The 17,431-nt window shown below is 28.5% G+C and carries 17 protein-coding genes; 9 read left to right on the top strand and 8 right to left on the bottom strand.

What is annotated here, in order from left to right:
- Positions 1-17: 17 nt before the first annotated feature.
- Entirely contained in the window at positions 18-305 is a 288-nt protein-coding gene (gatC, locus tag CVOLT_RS02895) for an Asp-tRNA(Asn)/Glu-tRNA(Gln) amidotransferase subunit GatC (RefSeq protein ID WP_039665356.1), read from the bottom strand.
- 141 nt (positions 306-446) lie between these two features.
- On the opposite strand from gatC, the gene CVOLT_RS02890 reads away from it, so the two are divergent.
- The 6 genes from CVOLT_RS02890 to pyk all read left to right on the top strand — a co-directional run bounded on the left by CVOLT_RS02890 (position 447) and on the right by pyk (position 5,852).
- Positions 447-989 (top strand): hypothetical protein, encoded by a 543-nt coding sequence (locus tag CVOLT_RS02890; RefSeq protein WP_039665355.1) that lies wholly within the window; start codon positions 447-449, stop codon positions 987-989.
- Positions 986-1,981 carry a hypothetical protein gene (locus tag CVOLT_RS02885; protein WP_039665354.1) on the top strand — a complete coding sequence of 332 codons (996 nt, stop codon included), beginning with the start codon at positions 986-988 and terminating at the stop codon, positions 1,979-1,981. The genes CVOLT_RS02890 and CVOLT_RS02885 overlap by 4 nt, the downstream gene beginning before the upstream one ends.
- Before the next feature lie 5 nt (positions 1,982-1,986).
- Positions 1,987-2,322 carry a hypothetical protein gene (locus tag CVOLT_RS02880; RefSeq protein ID WP_039665353.1) on the top strand — a complete coding sequence of 112 codons (336 nt, stop codon included), beginning with the start codon at positions 1,987-1,989 and terminating at the stop codon, positions 2,320-2,322.
- Positions 2,309-2,932: a type III pantothenate kinase gene (locus tag CVOLT_RS02875; RefSeq protein ID WP_039665352.1), complete on the top strand. Its 624-nt coding sequence runs from the start codon at positions 2,309-2,311 to the stop codon at positions 2,930-2,932. The genes CVOLT_RS02880 and CVOLT_RS02875 overlap by 14 nt, the downstream gene beginning before the upstream one ends.
- A gap of 108 nt (positions 2,933-3,040) precedes the next feature.
- Positions 3,041-4,387, top strand: a complete 1,347-nt coding sequence (locus CVOLT_RS02870; RefSeq protein WP_039665351.1) for an FAD-dependent oxidoreductase — start codon at positions 3,041-3,043, stop codon at positions 4,385-4,387.
- 13 nt (positions 4,388-4,400) lie between these two features.
- Positions 4,401-5,852 carry a pyruvate kinase gene (gene pyk, locus CVOLT_RS02865; protein ID WP_039665350.1) on the top strand — a complete coding sequence of 484 codons (1,452 nt, stop codon included), beginning with the start codon at positions 4,401-4,403 and terminating at the stop codon, positions 5,850-5,852.
- Between the two features lie 7 nt (positions 5,853-5,859).
- Here the strand turns inward: pyk and gmhA are convergent, their stop codons facing one another.
- From gmhA to CVOLT_RS02845, 4 genes are read right to left on the bottom strand one after another with little or no spacing between them, the layout of a single operon-like run.
- Positions 5,860-6,420 carry a D-sedoheptulose 7-phosphate isomerase gene (gene gmhA, locus CVOLT_RS02860; protein ID WP_039665349.1) on the bottom strand — a complete coding sequence of 187 codons (561 nt, stop codon included), beginning with the start codon at positions 6,418-6,420 and terminating at the stop codon, positions 5,860-5,862.
- Complete coding sequence (gene rfaE1 / locus CVOLT_RS02855; RefSeq protein WP_039665348.1) at positions 6,404-7,789, bottom strand: D-glycero-beta-D-manno-heptose-7-phosphate kinase; 1,386 nt, start codon at positions 7,787-7,789, stop codon at positions 6,404-6,406. The genes gmhA and rfaE1 overlap by 17 nt, the downstream gene beginning before the upstream one ends.
- On the bottom strand, positions 7,782-8,738 hold the full coding sequence (rfaD, locus tag CVOLT_RS02850; RefSeq protein WP_039665347.1) for an ADP-glyceromanno-heptose 6-epimerase: 957 nt from the start codon (positions 8,736-8,738) through the stop codon (positions 7,782-7,784). The genes rfaE1 and rfaD overlap by 8 nt, the downstream gene beginning before the upstream one ends.
- Positions 8,735-9,250, bottom strand: coding sequence for a D-glycero-alpha-D-manno-heptose-1,7-bisphosphate 7-phosphatase (locus tag CVOLT_RS02845; protein WP_039665346.1), 516 nt, complete (start codon positions 9,248-9,250; stop codon positions 8,735-8,737). Before CVOLT_RS02845 ends, rfaD begins: the two co-directional genes overlap by 4 nt.
- 101 nt (positions 9,251-9,351) lie before the next feature.
- Here CVOLT_RS02845 and CVOLT_RS02840 point away from each other — a divergent pair, with 101 nt between their 5' ends.
- A complete protein-coding gene (locus CVOLT_RS02840) occupies positions 9,352-9,657 on the top strand; it encodes a cytochrome c553 (protein ID WP_039665345.1) in 306 nt (101 codons plus the stop codon).
- Between the two features lie 10 nt (positions 9,658-9,667).
- On the opposite strand, the gene CVOLT_RS02835 is transcribed toward CVOLT_RS02840, so the two are convergent.
- A complete protein-coding gene (locus CVOLT_RS02835) occupies positions 9,668-9,883 on the bottom strand; it encodes a cytochrome oxidase maturation protein, cbb3-type (protein WP_039665344.1) in 216 nt (71 codons plus the stop codon).
- The gene (locus CVOLT_RS02830) at positions 9,880-12,225 is read right to left on the bottom strand and encodes a heavy metal translocating P-type ATPase (protein ID WP_039665343.1); all 2,346 of its coding nucleotides are present in this window, start codon (positions 12,223-12,225) and stop codon (positions 9,880-9,882) included. Before CVOLT_RS02830 ends, CVOLT_RS02835 begins: the two co-directional genes overlap by 4 nt.
- Before the next feature lie 178 nt (positions 12,226-12,403).
- Between CVOLT_RS02830 and rho the strand changes: the two genes are divergently transcribed.
- Positions 12,404-13,702, top strand: coding sequence for a transcription termination factor Rho (gene rho / locus CVOLT_RS02825; RefSeq protein ID WP_039665342.1), 1,299 nt, complete (start codon positions 12,404-12,406; stop codon positions 13,700-13,702).
- Positions 13,703-13,704: 2 nt separating this feature from the next.
- On the top strand, positions 13,705-15,246 hold the full coding sequence (locus tag CVOLT_RS02820) for a DNA polymerase III subunit gamma/tau (RefSeq protein ID WP_039665341.1): 1,542 nt from the start codon (positions 13,705-13,707) through the stop codon (positions 15,244-15,246).
- Here the strand turns inward: CVOLT_RS02820 and cfrA are convergent.
- Positions 15,243-17,330, bottom strand: a complete 2,088-nt coding sequence (gene cfrA / locus CVOLT_RS02815; protein WP_039665340.1) for a TonB-dependent ferric enterobactin receptor CfrA — start codon at positions 17,328-17,330, stop codon at positions 15,243-15,245. The two genes, CVOLT_RS02820 and cfrA, sit on opposite strands and share 4 nt — an antisense overlap.
- Positions 17,331-17,431: the final 101 nt, after the last annotated feature.

Genomic DNA, 17,431 nt, shown 5'->3' with positions numbered 1-17,431 from the left:
CCTACTCCAAAAAATATTTATTCTATTATCTTAGGAACTATAAAAAATCCATCTTGAGAATTAGGTGCATATTGATTAACAGTATCAATCACATCAGATTTTTCACTCTCATCTTTTCTAAAAGGAGTGCCACCAGCAGTTGTGCTTGTTATCGCTTCTATACCACTAAGATCAAGTTCATCTAATTTTTGAACAAAATCAACTATTTGACCAAGCTGCTCTTCGAGTTTTTCTCTTTTATCTTCAGATATCTTTAAAGCACTGAGTTTTTCAAGTCTTGATAATAATTTATCATCTATTTGCATCATCTTAACCTTGGTAATAACTTTTTTTATAAAGGAAAAAATTATAACATAAATATTTTATTTTTTCATTTTTATATGCTACAATTGCACATTTTAATCAAACACTACAATGCGTTGAAAATATATTATATAGGATTTAAAATGGCCTTAAAAGAAAATTTAGAAGCTGTTAAAAACGAACTTAGTTCTCAAGAACAAATGATGGAAAATTTCATAAAAAGCGAACGCTTTATTAAAAAATACAAATATTATTTTTTAGCTTTTTTTGGTGTTTTAATTATATATCTTGTTGCAAATTTTATTATCAGCCACAATGAAGAAAAAAACTTAAAAGAAGGCAATCTAATCTTTTTAAATTTAATAAAAAATCCTAATGATACAAAGTCTTTAGAAGAATTAAAAATTAAAAACCCTAATTTATATGTCATTTTTTTAATGAGCCAATCTAAAGATTTAAACCAAAGTATAAACTTAAACATAGATCCATTGCTCAAGCAAATTATACTAGCTCAAAATGATGAAAATTCAACTTTTTTAAAAGATTATAACACTTTGTTAAAAGGATATGATTTTCTTAAACAAAATGATTTTAAAAACGCAGATGTAGAATTTGGAAAAATACCTTTAAATTCACCTTTATGGCAACTTGTAAATAGCTTAAAACATTATCAAGGAATAAAATGAAACATTTTTATCTTTTCATTATTGCTTTAATTTTTCTTAGCGCTTGTGGAACAAAAAGAGAATATTACCAACCAACACAAATTGACAAATTAACCTCTACCCCAAAAGGCATTAAAGGTAAAATTGTAGATTTTAATAATAATGTAGCTCAATTAAACAACAATGCTTTTATTGATAATTTTGGAAATATTATCAAATTCAAACTAGATAAAAATTATGACATCATCAATACCTATCAAGATGAAATTTTAGCCGCAGATGATAATGGAAATTTTAAAATTTTTAACATCAATGGTGAAGAACTATTTAGTTATAAATTCAACGAAAGTGTTGTAGCTGCAAATGTAGATGGAGATGATATTGCTTTAGTTTTAGCTAGTAATACCTTAGTCTATGCAAATAAAAATTTAGGCATTAAAATGATTCAAAATTTGGGTAGTGCATATGCTCAAGATAGTCGTTTTGCTAATCCACAATTTTTAAACACTATTATCATCTATCCTATGCTAAATGGAAAACTTGCTATAGTAAGTAAAAATTCTTTAAAAATTATAAGAGAAATTATCGTTAGCAGTGAAGAATTTTTCAACAATGTAATATATCTTGAAATAAAAGATGATAAAATGATTGCTGCTACTGAAAAAAAGGTTATAGTGGTTAGTCCAAATAGAACTTTATATTTTAATGAAGATATTAAAGAAATTAATGTTGGCGATAATGAAATTTTTATACTTAGCAAAGATGGTAAAATTATCAAAACTGATTTTAATTTAAGAAAAATCAATGAAATTAAATTCCAATTTGCGCTTTTTTCAAAAAGCACTTTTTTCAATGACTTTTTATATGTTTTTGAAAAAACAGGATATTTGATAAAAATTGATTCTAATTTACAAACATATACAGTTTATAAATTTAGCGAAGCGGTTGATAAAAAAAGCTTTATGAAGCAAGATAAATTCTTTTATAATGATAAAGTCTTACAATTAAATTAAAGCTCATGAAACAAGAAAATTTTAATGCTATATTAACTCATTTTAAAATAATCCTTGATGATATAGCATTGATTGATCTTAGCTTGCTAACAAAAATGAAAAGAATTTATGCAATTAGTGGCAAACATACTCAAAATAAAACATTATTAGTAGTATTTAGCTTTACTAAAAGCAAAATTTTGTTAAAAAATGCTCAAAATTTAGAAAAAATATTTTTTAACATAAAAAAACACTCAAAAACCACTTACAATGAAAGCATATTTTTTCATCAAGCTTTGATATGCTCTAAAGCAAAAAATTACCTAAATTCCAAGGAAATTACTACTTATGCTTTTATGTGATATTGGCAATACAACAGCTAGTTTTTTAGATGATCAAAAATTTTATTCTATGAGCATAGAGCAATTTTTAAGCTATCAACCAACACAAAAAATATTTTATATCAATGTAAATCCAAATTTAGAAGAAAAATTAAAAGAGCAACCTTTATTTATAAATTTGGCTCCATATTTTAATTTTGATACTATTTATAAAAATTTAGGAGTCGATAGAATCGCAGCATGCTATACCATAGAAGATGGCGTGGTGGTAGATGCTGGCTCTGCTATCACTGTGGATATAGTGTCTAATTGTATCCATTTGGGTGGATTTATACTACCTGGCATTGAAAATTACAAAAAATCTTTTGCAAATATTTCATCAAGATTAAAATGCGAGTTAAACACTCAAATCAATTTTGATGCTTTCCCGCAAAGAACAACAGATGCTTTAAGCTATGGAACTTTTAAAAGTATTTATTTGCTTATTAAAGATTGCGCATATGATAAAAAGTTATATTTTACAGGCGGAGATGGGCAATTTTTAGCAAATTTTTTTGATTTTGCTATCTATGATAAATTTTTGATTTTTAGAGGTATGAAAAAAGCCGTTTGTGAAAATTTTAAACTTTAATTTTATTATATTTATTTGTATATGATTTTATAAGCTTCATTTAAACTCAAAACAACTATATTTTGCTATTATTATCAAATTTAAAACCGAGCAAAGGAAAATTTAATAATGGATCAAAAACATTTTGATACTATCGTAATCGGGGGAGGTATATCCGGAGCTGCTGTATTTTACGAGCTAGCTAGATATACTGATATAAAAAACATTGCATTATTAGAAAAATACTCTAGCGCTGCTACTTTAAATAGTCATAGCACTAGCAATTCTCAAACAATCCATTGTGGTGATATTGAAACAAACTACACTTTAGAAAAAGCAAAAAAAGTTAAAAAAACTGCAGATATGATTGTAAAATATGGAATTTTGCAAAATGCACAAAATAAATTTATGTTCTCACATCAAAAACTTGCACTTGGCGTTGGAGAAGCTGAATGCGCTTATATGAAAAATAGATATGAAGAATTTAAACAATTATATCCTTATATCAAATTCTACACTAAAAGCGAAATTAAAAAAATAGAGCCTAATGTAGTTTTAAATGAATATAGTAGCGGTGATAGAAGTGATGAAGTCGTAGCGATGGGTGTTGAAGAAGGAGCTATTTACACCACAGTTGATTTTGGTTTAATGAGTCAAAATTTAATAGAACAAGCTTGCAAACAAAATAAAAATACCCATGTAGCTTTTAATCAAGAAGTAACTCTTATAGAAAAAAAAGATGATGTTTTTTATATCAAAACTGCAGATTTTAAAGAATATAGTGCAAAATCCATTATAGTAGATGCTGGAGCTCATTCTTTATTTTTAGCCCATAAGATGGGTATAGGACTTGATAAATCATGTTTTCCAGTAGCAGGGAGTTTTTACCTAGCTAAAAGACGCATCTTAAATGGTAAAGTTTATATGGTGCAAAATCCTAAACTACCATTTGCGGCATTACATGGCGATCCTGATTTATTAGCCAATATGAATACTCGATTTGGTCCAACAGCTTTAGTCATTCCTATGCTTGAAAGATATCATGGTCTTAAGTCTTTGCCTGAATTTTTCAAAACTTTAAATTTGGATATGGATGTTGTTAAAATTTGTCTTAATTTATTTAAAGATTCTACGATTAGAAATTATATTCTTTATAATTATTTATTTGAAATACCTTATATAAACAAAAAACTTTTTGTTAAAGATGCTAAAAAAATAGTACCTAGCTTAAAAGCTGACGATATTTATTATGCTAAAAAATTTGGAGGAGTAAGACCTCAAGTGCTTGATAAAAAAGCAGGTGAATTGATGCTAGGAGAGGCAAGTATCACTGAAATTCCTGGTATTATTTTCAATATGACACCAAGTCCTGGTGCTACAAGCTGTCTTGGAAACGCTCAAAGAGATGCAAAATTAATCTGTCAATATCTTGGAGCAAATTTTAATGAAGATTTATTTGCTAGTGAATTACTATGAATAAGGATCTTATATGCTAAAAAAAACAAAAATCGTTGCAACAATTGGACCTGCTAGTGAAGATGAAAAAATCATAAAACAAATGATAATAAACGGAGTTAATGTTTTTCGTTTAAATTTTTCTCATGGAACACACGAGTATCATAGTAAAAATCTCTCAACAATTCGAAAAGTCTCATCAGAATTAAATGCAAGAATTGGAATCTTACAAGATATTAGTGGACCAAAAATTAGGACTTTAAAAATTCCACAAGCATTTGAACTTAAAACTGGAGATAGATTAGACTTTTACAAAGATACTTTTGATGGGGAGATGATTGAACAAAATCATTATAAAGTTTGCATTAACCATCCTGAAATTTTATCTATGCTTAAAGTTGGAGAATATATTTATTTATGCGATGGCTCTATCAAAACAAAAGTAACCCATATAGATGAAAACTTCATCCAAACTCAAGTTGAAAATAATGGCATACTTAGCTCAAACAAAGGAATAAATTTTCCAAACACAAAGATAAATATCGATGTTATCACTCAAAAAGATAAAGCAGATTTAAACTGGGGCATACAAAATGATGTAGATTTTCTTGCCATATCTTTTGTTCAAAATGCACACGATATCGATGAAGTTAGAAAAATTTTAGATGAAAACAATGCAAAAATAGCTATTTTTGCAAAAATAGAAAAATTTGATGCGGTAGAAAATATAGATGAAATTATTTATTCAAGCGATGGCATCATGGTTGCAAGGGGCGATTTGGGCATAGAGGTTCCTTATTATAAAGTTCCAAATATCCAAAAACTTATTATAAAAAAAGCAAATGAAGCCAATAAACCTGTAATCACAGCAACTCAAATGCTTTTTTCATTAGCCAAATCAAAAACTGCCACAAGGGCTGAAATTTCAGATGTAGCAAATGCTGTTTTAGATGGTACAGATGCTGTAATGCTTAGCGAAGAAAGTGCTGTGGGAATAGATCCAGCTAATGCTGTAGATATCATGACTCAAACCATTATAGAAGCAGAAAAAAATTATCCTTATGAAAAATTTGAAAATTTTAAATGCTTTAACGAAACAGATATCGTAGCAAAATCAAACACCCAACTTGCTACCAACCTCAAAGCAGATGCGATTTTTACACTCACAAGCAGTGGCTCTTCAGCAATTAAAACTGCAAGATATAGACCTAGAATGGATATTATCGCTATCACCCATTCTAAAAAAGCTTTAAATTTTTTAAGTATAGTATGGGGTATTCAACCAGCCATACTTATAGAAAAACATGAAAATTTAACCGAACTTTTAAGCAATTCTATTAAACTTGGGGTTGAAAAAGGGTTGATTAAAAAAGATGGAACCTACACCTTAACTGCAGGATTTCCAGTAGGTGTAGCAGGAAGTACAAATCTTATAAGAATTTTACAAAAAGAACAAATTGAGTATTATTTAAGCTTGGCAAAATAATCCAAGCTTAAAATTTAGATTCTATTAAATCACATAAACAATGAATGATTAAAATATGCATTTCTTGAATTCTAGCAGTATCTTCAGAAGGAATAACCAAATTCAAATCACATATTTCATTCATCAAACCGCCTCCTTTTCCGCTAAGTCCTATACATTTTGCATTAAGTTCTTTTGCTTTTTTAAAAGCATTTAAAACATTAAGACTTTTACCACTAGTTGAAATTCCAATTAAAACATCATTTTTTTGCATTAAAGCTTCAACTTGTCTTGAAAAAACAAATTCAAAACCATAATCATTTCCAATCGCACTCAAAGCAGAAGTATCAGTACTTAAAGCTATAGCGGCTAAAGCCTTTCTTTCTTTTTTATATCTTCCACTAAGCTCAGCTGCAAAATGCTGACTATCAGCAGCACTTCCACCATTGCCACAAATTAAAATTTTTCCATTATTTTCTAGGCATTGGTTTAAAATTTGAGCACATTGGTAAATTTGTTCTTTTAATTGTAATGATTTTTCTAAAGTATCTTTGTGCATATAAAATTCATTTTCAATCTTTTCTATCATTTTTAATCCTTTTTATTATATTTGTTGTACTAAATCCTTCTTCAAATTCTATTAATTCTACTTTTTTAACCAAATTAGACCCAACTACTTCTTTATCTTTATAATCAGCTCCTTTTACCAAAATATCTGGTTTTAAAAATTCAATCAGCTTAAGCGGTGTATCTTCATCAAATATAACAACATAATCTACAAAATACAAACTAGCAAGCATACAAGCTCTTTGAAACTCACTATTTATAGGTCTATTTTCTCCTTTTAATCTTTTAACACTCGCATCTGAATTTAGACCTATTATCAATACATCACCCAATCTTTTTGCCTTTTCAAGATACTTTATATGTCCAAAATGTAAAATATCAAAACAACCATTACTAAAAACTACTTTTTTATTTTTAATCAAATTTAATATTTCTTCTTTGGTTTTAATTTTTTCACAAAAAGACGCTTTTTCCAAATTCTTAATTTCATCAAAACTCACACTCACGCTACCTATCTTTGAAACCACTACTGCTGCTGCTTGATTAGCTAACTCACAAGCTTTTATGATATCTATTTTCAAAGCCAAAGCATATGCTAACATAGCTATAACACTATCTCCAGCCCCTGTTACATCATAAACTTCTAAAGCTTTAGCAGGAATAACACTCAACTTATCATCAAAAACAGCTATACCCTCTTCTGATAAAGTGATGATTGAGTAAGTAAGATTATAATCACTTTTGAGTTTTTTAATGGCAGAATTTAAATTGTCCTTGTCTAATTTTTCAAGTTTTAAAGCCTCCATTGCTTCTTTTTTATTTGGAGTAAGTAAAGTTGCATTTTTGTATTTATTAAAATTTGCACCTTTTGGATCAATTAAAATTGGTATATTTAAAGCATTGGCATGATGGATTAATTCTTTACAAATTTTTTCGCTCAAATTTCCTTTAGCATAATCGCTTAAAATTATTGCATCAAAATCTTTTGCAATGGTTTTAAATTCATCAATGACTTGTAACTCTAATTTTGTATCAAAATTATTTTCATCATCAAGTCTTAAAACCTGTTGAGAATGTGAAAGAATTCTTGTTTTAAGGGGAGTTTTTCTATTTTGTTCGATGAAAAATTTCGCATTTAGCTTTTCTTGTAAAAATTTACCGCTTTCATCATCTCCTATAACTCCAAGTGCATAAACAAAAGCTCCTAAGCTTTGTAAATTTGCATACACATTACCTGCCCCACCAAGTCTTTTGTCTTCTTTGGTATGTTTCATAACCATTACCGGTGCTTCAGGAGAAATTTTTGAACAATCACACCATATATAATGATCCACCATAAAATCACCAACCACTAAAATTCTAGGTTGTTTTGAGCTTAAAAAATCAAGCATTTAATTCCTCTTTAAAAATTCTTTTAATTTCTGGCAAATAATCTTCAATGCCCCTTTCAAGACTAAATCTAGGTCTATAAGAAAAGTTCTCATCCAAATTAGCTTGGGTATGGAACTGATATGCTTTTTCATATGGATTTTTAATATATTCACAAGCTAAATTTGTATTTAAAAGTCTTTGTAAAATATCAACTATTTCTTGAAAAGTTCTTGGCATGGAAGTAGCTACATTATAAATACCGCTTTTTGTATATAAAGCATGCAAATTAGCACTAATTACATCTTCAATATAAACAAAATCACGATAAATTTTATCACTTCCTTCAAATAAACGAGGATTTTTACCTGATAAAATTTGAAGCCCAAATTGCAACACCATCGAAGCAGTAGTATTTTTAAAATACTCGCCTTTACCATAAACATTAAAATATCTAAGTCCTACTATATGCATTTTATCAAAATACTGCTTAGCAAGCCTATCCATCATAAGCTTTGAAAACGCATAAGGATTTTTAGGCTTTTCATCTTTACCTACTGTTTGAGGACTTAAGGCATCTCCATAAACTGAAGCTGAACTTGCATAAATTAATTTTGCATTTAATTTTAAACACATATCAATAAAACGCTTAAAAGTGTTAAGATTGGTAGATAAAACCTTGGTTTGATCATACACTGTAGTATCTGATATAGCGGCTTTATGAAAAATCACTTCTGGTTTAAAATCTTTTATAATTTCAAAAGTTTTATCATCGTTAATATCACCTGTATAAAGTTCACCTTTAAAATCTAACAAATTTTTAAAATGCCCAAAACTTTCTAAATTTCCATTTTCAAATTTAGCATTTGAACGCATTTTATCAATGATTAAAATTTCATGATTTTCTTCTTGTAATCTTAGCGCAAGTGCTGATCCTATAAAACCTGCTCCACCGGTAATTACCACTTTCATTTTTCATCCTTTAGATATTTTAAAAGCTCTTTTAAATTTTTAAAAATTTTAAACTCGGTTTTATCATAATTTACATCATCATTAATTAAAAAAAGATTTTTAACTTTTGCATTAATTCCAGCTTGCATATCCGTAAGATTATCTCCTATAAAAAAAGATTTTTCCATATCTATGTTAAATTCTTCTTTTGCTTTTAAAAGCATAGCTGGTTTTGGTTTCCTACACTCACATCCTTGCAAATGAGGACAATGATAAATTTTTTCTATCTTTATAGCTTGCTTTGCAAATTCATCTATCATATAAGCACTTAAAATAGCAAAATCTTCTTCTTTGTAATACCCTCTTGCAATGCCTGATTGATTAGTTATAACAAAAATTAAAAAATCTTTACTTTGAAAATACTTACAAAATTCAAAAATACCATCACAAAATTCAAAATCTTTTATTTTATAAACATATTTTTTATCGATATTAACAACACCGTCTCTATCTAAAAATAACGCTTTTTTCATAAGAAAATTATAATGTATTTTTACTAAGATTTTTATAATTTAAAGAATATTAAATGAAAAAAGTTTATAATTAAAATTCATTTTATTATGAGGAGTCAAAAATGAAAAAGCTAGTTGTTTTATCAGCTTTAGCATGTCTTGGAGTTTCTGCTTATGCAGCTGATGGTGCAGCACTTTATAAAAAATGTGCAGTTTGCCATGGCGCTAATGCAGATAAAGTATATCTTAACAAAGTTCCTGCTTTAAATTCTATAGCAAGTGCTGAAAGAATTCAATTCATGAAAGAATATGCAGAAGGCAAAAGAAATGCTTATGGCCAAGGTGCTATCATGAAAATCAACCTTAAAGGTTTAACTGAAGAAGATTTCAAAGCTATCGATGCTTATATTGAAACTTTGAAAAAATAACAAACAGCCTTTATGGCTGTTTTTTGCTTTCTTTTTTTTGAAGTATTTCTTTTTTTCTTTTTTCTAAAATTATCGCATCATTTAAAGCTTCTTCACTATCATTTAAAATGGTAAATTTATAATCATCGTCAAATTGTTTATTTTTAATTCCCCAAAGTAAAGCACCGACTGCTAAACACAACGCAAGTAAAGAAACTCCAATCATCATCATCAAAACGCCATTCATTTTTTTATCCTTAAAGCATTTAAAATAACCACTATACTACTAAAAGACATAGATAAAGCTGCTAATAATGGATTAATCAAACCTAAAAAAGCTAGTGGTATAGTAAAAGCATTATAACACAAAGAAAAAGCTAAATTTTGCTTAATAATCATATAAGTTTTTTTAGCTATTTCTATACTTTTTTGCAAGCTTTTTAAATCATTCTTTAGCAAAACCACATCACTATTTTCAACAGCTAAAGCTGAACCTTCTTTTAAAGAAATTCCAACACCAGCATGAGAAAGAGCTAAAGCATCATTTACACCATCTCCAACCATTAAAACCTTATTTTTATGACTTAAATTTAAAATATAATCTAGCTTATCTTCTGGCATACAAGAAGCTTTAAATTTTTCTATGTTTAAACTTTTTGCAACTTTTTTTGCTACAAATTCATTATCCCCTGTTAGCATAATAACTTGCATATTTTTTTGTTTTAAATAATCAATAAGTTCTTTAGAATCAGCTCTTATGCTATCTTCAAGCTCAAACACAGCTAAAATTTCATTATTTTTAGCAAATATAAAATGAGTATTATGAAATTCTTTACTTATAACTCCATTTTCTTTTAAAAATTTTTCATTTCCACCTATAAAAATATCATCTTTTAAACAAGCCTTGTAACCTTTTGCTTGGATATTTTGGATATTGCTAAATGTTTTGATTTGATATTGTTGTATATTTAAAAATTTAAGAATACTTTTTGCAACAGGATGATTGGTTAAATGTAAAAAGTTAATCAATTCATCTTTATCAAGTTTTTTGTTTAAATCATATCTTACAACCTCTAAATTTGCCTTTGTTAAAACACCAGTTTTATCAAAAACTGCAACATTGCATTTACTAAGATCTTCTACCACTCCTACTTCTTTAAATAAAATTTTTTCTTTTAAAGCAGCACTAATAGCAACCAAAGAACTAACAGGAGTAGCAAGAGCTAATGCACAAGGACAAGCTATAATTAAAACAGAAACCATTCTTATCATAGCTTCTTCAAAACCCAAATTAAGCACAAATAAAGTATATAAAAAACATAAAAATGCACAGGTTAAAATAGTAGGAGAAAAATACCTACTAATTTGAGCTACCATTTTTTCTATTTTTGCTTTTTTGGTGCTAGAATTTTCTAATAAAAAAATGATCCTAGCAAGTTTAGAATCTTTATATAAAGCCCTACATTGATAAAGCACATTGCCACTTAAAACCAATGAAGCAGAATAAATTTCATCATCTTTAGCAACATCTTTTGGCAAGCTTTCTCCGCTTAAACTAGACATATCTAAACTCGCATTACCGCTTATACAAACACCATCAATTAAAACCCTATCGCCTTCTTTTAATTCTATAATATCTCCAATTTTTACATCTTCAATATCACAATTTTCAAATTTATCTTCTTTTAAAACCCTAACTTGCGTTGCCAAAAAAGATCTTAAATGATCTAAAGTATCAAATGCTTTTTTCTTGCTTAAAAGTTCTAAATATTTCCCTACAAACACAAAACAAATTATCATAGCAACAGAATCAAAATACACTTGAGCGCTTCTTGAAAACATCGCCCATACTGAGTAAATATAAGCTAAAGTAGATCCGCTAATTACCAAAGTGTCCATATTAAGGCTTTTAAATTTCAAAGCATAATAAGCATTTTTATAAAAAACCGAACCTGTATAAAAAAGCACTGGAGTGCAAAGTAAAAATTCTGCAAAATGCAAAATATCTTTAACTTCTTTGTCCATCCCACTAAAAAAACCTGCATATTTTGCAACCGATATCCACATGATATTCATCACACAAGCTATAGCAACGATTAATTTTGCATAAAATTCTCTTTTAGTTTGAGTTGCTCTTTTTTCAAATTTTGTAGGAGAATAAATATTAGCTTTATAACCTATACATTCTATCTTTTGAATGATTTGCGCTAAAGATATGGTATTTTCATCAAATACTATTTTTGCCTTATGCGTGATAGGATTAATATCTACTTCTATTACTCCTTGGCTTTGGATTAAAATTTTTTCATTAAGCCACACGCAAGCTGAACAATGAATTTCTTCTATAAGTAAAAAAATTTGACTAAAATCATCTTTTGTTTTTTGAATATATTTGGTGTAATCTTTATAGCTATGCTCTAAATTTACAGGATTTAATGTTTGCCTGCCAAGCTTATCATAAAATTCTTCTAAACCACTATCATGAAGAATTTCATAAACACTTTGACATCCTTTACAGCAAAAATAATTTCCATTATTGTTAATCATTTGTTCTTGTTTAAAGCTTAATTGACAATGCTTACATTTCATTTTTATCTTTCAAAAATTTAATTTTAAATATTTTATCATTTTTATAAATATCAAATTTTAAAATATATTTACAAAGATAAAATATAATTTTAGAAAAGATTTGACAAAAAAGTATTTTTTTTAATAAAATCTTACATTCATTAAATCAATACTACATTTTCTACATTTTAGAGGATACATGGAAAAGGAAAAAAAACAACACCAAAGAACGCATATTCCGGTTGAAGGTTACAAAATTGAAGATTTAAAGTTGCTTGATTTAGAAAGCTTAATTAAAATTGCTCACGAAGCTGAAATAGAAAATCCAAGAGAATTTAGAAGACAAGATTTAATTTTTGAAATTTTAAAAGCTCAAACTAAAAAAGGTGGCTTTATCCTTTTTACTGGAATTTTAGAAATTTCTCCAGAAGGCTATGGCTTTTTAAGGGGGATGGATTCTAATTTAAGTGATAGTGTTAATGATGCTTATGTGTCTAATTCTCAAATTCGAAAATTTGCACTTCGTGTGGGAGATATCGTTACTGGACAAGTAAGAGAACCTAAAGATCAAGAAAAATACTATGCTTTGTTAAAAATCGAAGCGATTAATTATCTTCCACTTAAAGAAGCAAGAGAAAGACCTTTATTTGATAACCTTACTCCTATTTTTCCAACCGAAAAAATCAAATTAGAATATGATCCTTTAAAACTAACAGGAAGAATGCTTGATCTTTTTGCACCTATTGGAAAAGGCCAAAGAAGCTTGATAGTTGCACCTCCAAGAACTGGTAAAACAGAGCTTATGAAAGAATTAGCAAATGCTATAGCAAAAAATCATCCTGAGGCTCATTTGATAGTTTTGTTAGTAGATGAAAGACCTGAAGAAGTAACAGACATGCAAAGATGCGTTAAAGGTGAAGTTTTTAGTTCTACTTTTGATCTGCCAGCTTATAATCATGTCCGTGTTGCTGAACTTGTGATAGAAAAAGCTAAAAGGATGGTAGAAACTGGCAAAGATGTCATCATTTTGCTTGATTCTATAACAAGACTTGCAAGAGCTTACAACACCGCTACTCCAAGTAGTGGAAAAGTTTTAAGTGGTGGGGTTGATGCAAATGCTCTTCACAAACCAAAAAGATTTTTTGGAGCTGCTAGAAATATAGAAAATGGTGGCTCTTTAACTATTATAGCAACAGCCTTAATTGAAACTGGCTCAAGAATGGATGAAGTAATTTTTGAAGAATTTAAAGGCACAGGAAATAGCGAAATAGTCTTAGATAGAAGCATTTCAGATAGGAGAATTTATCCAGCTATTAATGTTATAAAATCAGGTACTAGAAAAGAAGAATTACTCCAAGGAGTAGAAAAATTACAAAAAATTTGGGCTATAAGATCAGCTATTTCTTCAATGGATGATATTGAAGCATTAAAATTTTTATACTCAAAAATGCTAAAAACTAAAAGCAATGAAGAATTATTATCTATAATGAATGAGTAAAAATGCTACAAGCACTAGCTATAAAATATAGACCAAAAAATTTTAATGAACTCATAGGACAAAATACAGTTTCTATAAGCTTAAAATATGCTCTTGAAAATAATCGTTTGGCACATGCTTATTTATTTTCTGGGCTTAGAGGTAGTGGAAAAACTTCTAGTGCTAGAATTTTTTCTCGTGCTTTAGTATGCGAAAAAGGCCCAAGTGCTAATCCTTGCGGAGAATGCTCTCAATGTGTTTCTTCTTTAAATGGAAGCAATATAGATATCATAGAAATGGATGCAGCAAGCCATAGAAGCTTAGAAGATATACAAGAGCTTATCGAACAAGTAAAATATGCTCCATCTTTAGCAAGATTTAAAATTTTTATCATCGATGAAGTTCATATGCTAACGCCTCAAGCAGCTAATGCTTTACTCAAAACCTTAGAAGAGCCTCCAAGCTATGTAAAATTTATACTTGCAACAACAGATCCTTTAAAGCTTCCAGCTACCGTTCTTTCAAGAACTCAGCATTTTAGATTTAAACAAATTTCTCAACATGAAATTTTAAAACATTTAGAATGGATCTTAGATCAAGAAAAAATAAATTATGAAGAAGAAGCTTTAAGATTGATTGCTAGAAGCGGGAATGGCTCTTTAAGAGATACTTTAACCTTATTAGACCAAGCTATTGTGTATTGTCAAAATCATATACAAACTGAAAAAATCACCACCATGCTAGGTTTTTTAGATCCAGCTAAAATTGAAGAATTTTACCAAGCAATTTTAAGCAATGACAAAGATAAGGTTTTAGAATTTTTAAAAGAATTTGAAGATTATGAAGCAAATAATGTCATTGATGAAATGATATTTTTCTTGAAAAATGCTTTTTTTGCAAAAAACAACCTTTTTTCAATGCTAATTTATGAGAGATTTTTTAGGATACTTTCTCGTGCAAAAACTATGTTAAATTCAAGCGATAATGATAGTTTTGTACTTTGTGTGATGGCTTTTATGCTTATTGAAGCAACTCATTTAAAAAGTATAGATGAAGCAATTAACACTCAAGAAACAAAACAAACAAATTTAGCCATCCACACAAATATCCAAGAAAAAAGCATCCTTAATACCACCCCTAAAGAAGAAAATTCTAATCCTTATGAGCTTTTGCTCAAGGCTATTTACAAAAGAGATTATGATCTTGGAGAAGTTTTTAAAAAAACCACTAATTTTATTTCTTTTAAAGATGATGTATTTAGCATAAACTCTAACGCAAAAGATGAAGATAGAAACACCTTAAACAATGGCTTTAAGCTAATTAAATTACTACTAAGTGAGCTTTTTGGAAAAAACACACAAATTAAAATTCAAAAAATAGAAAACTTACAAACACAAAATTTACAAGATGTCTTTAAAACACCACCTAAAATAGAAAACAAGGTTGTGCCAAATTTAAATGAACATTTTGAAAATTTTAAAAAAGATGCTAAAAAATATGATCCAAAAAATGAGACCAAAGAAGCTCTTGATAAACTCTTTGGTTCTCCACAAATTCAAAATTAAAAACTACCATTGATGGAAATATAAAGCCTTCTTCCTTCTTCTATACGATTATAAGTATTGACCCAAGTATCCTTACCATTGCTTTTATAAGATTCCCATGCATTGGTAAAACTTTTATCAAAAAGATTATAAACAGCTGCATTGATATTCCATTTTTTATTAATATCATAACGCACACCCATAGAAGCTAAAAATATATCTTTATAATATTCTCTATTGATATTTGTATCACCCATATAACGATCTATTTGCCATTCACCTTTAATCCAAGGAGTGAATTTGTTAAAGATATTATATCCGGCTTTTAGCATGATATTGTGCTTTAAACTATCAACTTCAGGCTTACCTATAACGGCTTTATCTTGTGCATCTTTTACCTTGCTATCAAGATAAGTATAAGCAAAATCTAAATTTAAATGCTCTATAGGAGTAATCCCAGCTCCAATTTCTACTCCTTTATATTCAACCTTACCATGATTTATGGCTTGATAACAACGATCTGCACTACACTGTCCTATATTAGGAATTGTTGTTTTACTATCAAATCTTTGAGTAGAAATTTTATCTTTAAAATTGGTTATAAATCCTGTTGTTGAAATATAAAATAAATCATTACTATATATAGCAGCTAATTCATAATTTAAAGAAGTTTCTTCTTTTAAATTTGGATTTCCATAGATAGGATATTTTCCTTGGCCGCTATAATTGTATGTTCCAGCTATAAGTCTATTTGCATAAGGGGTTCTAAAACCTGTTGAAATTCCACCCTTTAAAGTAAGCTCGCTAGTAGGATTATAAACCAAATAAGCTCTTGGAGAAATATTGTTTCCAAAGATTTCATGATGATTATATCTTGCTCCAAAAGTTAATCTTAAATTTTCTTTGATACTATATTCATCTTCAGCATAAAAGGCTAATAAGTATTGATCAAAATTAGTCGGATTGGCTATTTTATCTTGCATTTTTTCAAGTCTGTATTCACTACCTACGCTTAAAATATGACTTTGACCCAAAGGTATAACTGATCTTGTATCTAAAATAATATCTTCAGCTACAATGTCCCTATTTTGTCCCAAAAATGGTTGAGTTGATTGACCTACAACTTCTCTTCCATTATTACTTACTCTATTATATTGTAAAGTAGAAGTGATAGAAAAATTATCATAAACTCCTTCATGGCTTAAATATGTCACTAATTTATCTAGTTGCATGGTTTTAGCATAACCACCCGTTAGTCCATTTTTATCAGCTGGCTTAGTAATGGTTCCTAGTTGGCCTTTTTTATTATCATAATGATTTCTTGAAAAATCTATATCAAATATTAAAGTATTATAATCATCAATTAGATAATTAACCCTACTGCCTATATTAAAATTATTTGATTTTGTAGGGCTTTGAGCTTGATCTCCTTGAACTCTTTGGCCACTTCCATTACTAAATTCAACATTAGATTGTTTTCTATAAATTTCTCTAAATCTAAGTGTTAACCCTAAACGATTATCCATTAATGGGCCACTAGAATATATACTTGTTCCATAAGTATTTCCCCATTGCTTATGTTCATTAAAAATTCCATCAAAACTTACCGAACTTTCCCATTTATCACTTATTTTTTTAGTAATGATATTTACAACTCCACCTAAAGCTTCAGACCCATACAAAGTACTCATGGGACCTTTGATAATTTCTATCCTTTCTATACTTGAAATAGGAGGCAAAAAAGAATTTGCGATTTCATTAAAACCATTAGGACCAATTTCACCGCCAATTCCCTGACGACGGCCATCTATCAATACTAAAGTATATCCTGTGATTCCTCTCATGGTGATATTGTATGAACCAGTTTTTCCTTTACTAGCATACAAATCCACACCAGGAATATCAGAAATAGCTTCTGCTACATCTCTATAAGGTTTACTTTCTAATTCTTTTTTGCCAATCACACTAATACTAGCAGGAGCTTCTTTGATATCTTGAGTAAATCCTGAAGCACTAACGATAGAACTATCTAGCAAAACACTTTCTGCTAAAGAATTTGAAGTTAAAAAACTAACAACACAAGCTGACATAATATATTTTTTCATCATTTCCTTTCTTTGTAATATTAATAAAATTGGAATATTATGATAACAATTATTAATTTAATATAAATTTTATTATCAATTATGATAATTGTTATTGTAAA

Origin of the sequence: Campylobacter volucris (assembly GCF_008245045.1) — a bacterium.
GTDB classification, from domain to species: Bacteria; Campylobacterota; Campylobacteria; order Campylobacterales; family Campylobacteraceae; genus Campylobacter_D; species Campylobacter_D volucris.
This window is presented reverse-complemented; position numbering and strand designations above follow the sequence as displayed.

Bases quoted from the DNA above. Each gene is read 5' to 3' on its own strand.
- rho (WP_039665342.1), top strand. From the start codon at position 12,404: ATGGAAAAGGAAAAAAAACAACACCAAAGAACGCATATTCCGGTTGAA.
- CVOLT_RS02835 (WP_039665344.1), bottom strand. From the start codon at position 9,883: ATGAATGGCGTTTTGATGATGATGATTGGAGTTTCTTTACTTGCGTTG.
- gatC (WP_039665356.1), bottom strand. From the start codon at position 305: ATGCAAATAGATGATAAATTATTATCAAGACTTGAAAAACTCAGTGCT.
- gmhA (WP_039665349.1), bottom strand. From the start codon at position 6,420: ATGATAGAAAAGATTGAAAATGAATTTTATATGCACAAAGATACTTTA.
- CVOLT_RS02890 (WP_039665355.1), top strand. From the start codon at position 447: ATGGCCTTAAAAGAAAATTTAGAAGCTGTTAAAAACGAACTTAGTTCT.
- CVOLT_RS02885 (WP_039665354.1), top strand. From the start codon at position 986: ATGAAACATTTTTATCTTTTCATTATTGCTTTAATTTTTCTTAGCGCT.
- CVOLT_RS02845 (WP_039665346.1), bottom strand. From the start codon at position 9,250: ATGAAAAAAGCGTTATTTTTAGATAGAGACGGTGTTGTTAATATCGAT.
- rfaE1 (WP_039665348.1), bottom strand. From the start codon at position 7,789: ATGCTTGATTTTTTAAGCTCAAAACAACCTAGAATTTTAGTGGTTGGT.
- CVOLT_RS02880 (WP_039665353.1), top strand. From the start codon at position 1,987: ATGAAACAAGAAAATTTTAATGCTATATTAACTCATTTTAAAATAATC.
- CVOLT_RS02840 (WP_039665345.1), top strand. From the start codon at position 9,352: ATGAAAAAGCTAGTTGTTTTATCAGCTTTAGCATGTCTTGGAGTTTCT.
- rfaD (WP_039665347.1), bottom strand. From the start codon at position 8,738: ATGAAAGTGGTAATTACCGGTGGAGCAGGTTTTATAGGATCAGCACTT.
- CVOLT_RS02870 (WP_039665351.1), top strand. From the start codon at position 3,041: ATGGATCAAAAACATTTTGATACTATCGTAATCGGGGGAGGTATATCC.
- cfrA (WP_039665340.1), bottom strand. From the start codon at position 17,330: ATGAAAAAATATATTATGTCAGCTTGTGTTGTTAGTTTTTTAACTTCA.
- CVOLT_RS02820 (WP_039665341.1), top strand. From the start codon at position 13,705: ATGCTACAAGCACTAGCTATAAAATATAGACCAAAAAATTTTAATGAA.
- CVOLT_RS02875 (WP_039665352.1), top strand. From the start codon at position 2,309: ATGCTTTTATGTGATATTGGCAATACAACAGCTAGTTTTTTAGATGAT.
- pyk (WP_039665350.1), top strand. From the start codon at position 4,401: ATGCTAAAAAAAACAAAAATCGTTGCAACAATTGGACCTGCTAGTGAA.
- CVOLT_RS02830 (WP_039665343.1), bottom strand. From the start codon at position 12,225: ATGAAATGTAAGCATTGTCAATTAAGCTTTAAACAAGAACAAATGATT.